The organism is Bacteroidota bacterium, assembly GCA_030706565.1.
Taxonomy (GTDB): domain Bacteria; phylum Bacteroidota; class Bacteroidia; order Bacteroidales; family JAUZOH01; genus JAUZOH01.
Genome location: JAUZOH010000542.1, coordinates 1 through 2,114, shown reverse-complemented (window position 1 = coordinate 2,114; position 2,114 = coordinate 1). Strand labels below are relative to the sequence as shown.

The window sequence follows — 2,114 nt, the reverse complement described above, 5'->3', positions numbered from 1 at the left end:
TATGTCTTAATTTGTTAACTTCTGCAGCAGTAATTTGTATCATAGTTTATTCCTATTACCAATTAATTATTTGTATTGCTTTTAGGTTTTCTTTCCCTGAATTTTTTAGCAGGAGCTTTCGTTTCCTTTTTGGATGCTTCTTCCTCTTCATCTCCTTCTTCTTCAGAAGCTTCAGCTTTTTTTACTTTACCTTTTTCTTTGGTAGTAGCTTCTTTTTCTTTTTCAGACTTGCGTTCTTCCAAACCTTCATGGATAGCATCTGCAGCAGCAGTAACTATAATAGCAATGGAGTTGGATGCATCGTCATTTCCGGGTATGGGGAAATCAACTGTATTGGGATTTGAATTGGTATCAGCGATAGCGAAAACAGGGATATTTAATCTTTTGGCTTCAGCTACAGCAATATTTTCTTTTACAATGTCTACAACAAACATGGCAGCCGGCAGACGGGTAAGGTCGGCGATACTGCCTAAGTTCTTCTCAAGTTTTGCCCTTTGACGGGAAACCTGAAGTTTTTCCCTCTTGGAAAGGTTATCGAAAGTACCGTCGGTCATCATTTTGTCGATGGAGGTCATTTTCTTTACGGCTTTCCTGATAGTGGGGAAGTTAGTCAACATACCGCCCGGCCAACGCTCGGTAACATAAGGCATGTTCACTTGTTTTATTTTTTCGGCAACTACATCTTTTGCCTGTTTTTTCGTGGCTACAAAAAGTATTTTCCGGCCTGATTTTGCAATCTGTTTCAAAGCGTCGCAAGCTTCATCCAGCTTTACAACTGTTTTCTGCAAATCAATAATGTGGATACCGTTACGCTCCATAAAAATATAAGGAGCCATGGCCGGATTCCATTTGCGTTTCAAGTGTCCAAAATGAACACCTGCATCCAATAATTCTTTAAATGTCGTTCTAGGCATGAAGTCTTTTTTTTAATGTTTACATTCTATAATAAGCAATTACTGAGTAGTCAATTAAAATTGAGTCTTAGTAATTTAGATACTAAACAGCGTATTATAATAATTTTAACGTTTGCTGAACTGGAATCTCTTACGGGCTTTAGGTCTACCAGGTTTCTTCCTTTCAACTACACGAGGATCTCTGGTCATCAGGCCTTCATGTTTCAGCTTGGGTTTGTTTTCGGCTTCAACTTTAACCAATGCTCTGGCAATAGCTAAGCAAATAGCATCTGCTTGCCCTTTGGTTCCTCCCCCGTCAATAGTTGCTTTGATATCGTACTTGCTAACAGAATCCAATACTTTTAAAGGTTGAAGTACAATTGCCTGTAATTCTTCTGTGGAAAAATATTGGGTGTATTCCCGATTGTTTACTTTAATATTGCCTTTCCCTTCTGATAGGTAAACGCGTGCAACAGCTGATTTCCGTCTTCCAATAGCGTTGATGATTTCCATAACAATTATTTAAGATTATTTAAATCGATTACTTTGGGTTTCTGAGCTTCATATTTGTCGGTTTCACCAACATTTACATGAAGATTTCTGAATAAGGCCGCTCCTAATTTATTCTTGGGAAGCATTCCTCTAACCGCATTTTCGATAAGTAATACAGGATTTTTGGCATACAAGCTCTTGGGGGTGGCTATTGAAAAACCACCGGGATAACCGGAATGACTAAAATATTCCTTGTCAGTCCATTTCTTACCCGTAAAACGCACTTTGTCTGCGTTGATCACAATTACATTATCTCCGCAATCTACATGAGGGGTATAAGAAGGTTTATATTTTCCTCGTAAAAGCTTTGCAACTTTGGTTGACAACCGACCAACAACCTGATCTCTCGCATCAACCACAACCCACTCCTTGTTAACAGTTGCTTTATTTGCGGAAACTGTTTTATAACTTAATGTATCCACTTTGTTTCTTATGTTTTTAATTAATACACAAATACTTTTAATAAATCCTTTAAATTGTGGTTTGCAAAAATACAACAATTTTTATTATTGCAATAAAATTCATCATATTTATTTCCTGCTTAGCTGTTTTTGATTTTTTATAACAAACTATGACTTATTTTTGTAGAAGCTTATTTTCAGATTCCAATTTAAGAAATTTTTTCAAAATAATTAAGTGAAATTATCATCTTTCAAAAATATTCAAATC

General features: G+C 36.3%; 3 protein-coding genes. All 3 read right to left on the bottom strand.

Annotated elements, in window-relative coordinates; genetic code table 11:
* Positions 1-62: 62 nt before the first annotated feature.
* Positions 63-914 (bottom strand): 30S ribosomal protein S2, encoded by an 852-nt coding sequence (gene rpsB, locus Q8907_16590; GenBank protein MDP4275887.1) that lies wholly within the window; start codon positions 912-914, stop codon positions 63-65.
* Between the two features lie 105 nt (positions 915-1,019).
* Positions 1,020-1,406 carry a 30S ribosomal protein S9 gene (gene rpsI, locus Q8907_16585; GenBank protein ID MDP4275886.1) on the bottom strand — a complete coding sequence of 129 codons (387 nt, stop codon included), beginning with the start codon at positions 1,404-1,406 and terminating at the stop codon, positions 1,020-1,022.
* A gap of 5 nt (positions 1,407-1,411) precedes the next feature.
* A complete protein-coding gene (rplM, locus tag Q8907_16580) occupies positions 1,412-1,867 on the bottom strand; it encodes a 50S ribosomal protein L13 (GenBank protein MDP4275885.1) in 456 nt (151 codons plus the stop codon).
* Positions 1,868-2,114 lie beyond the last annotated feature (247 nt).

What these genes read in the sequence shown, in the direction of transcription:
- rpsB (MDP4275887.1), bottom strand. Translation starts at nt 914, where the DNA reads ATGCCTAGAACGACATTTAAAGAATTATTGGATGCAGGTGTTCATTTT.
- rpsI (MDP4275886.1), bottom strand. Translation starts at nt 1,406, where the DNA reads ATGGAAATCATCAACGCTATTGGAAGACGGAAATCAGCTGTTGCACGC.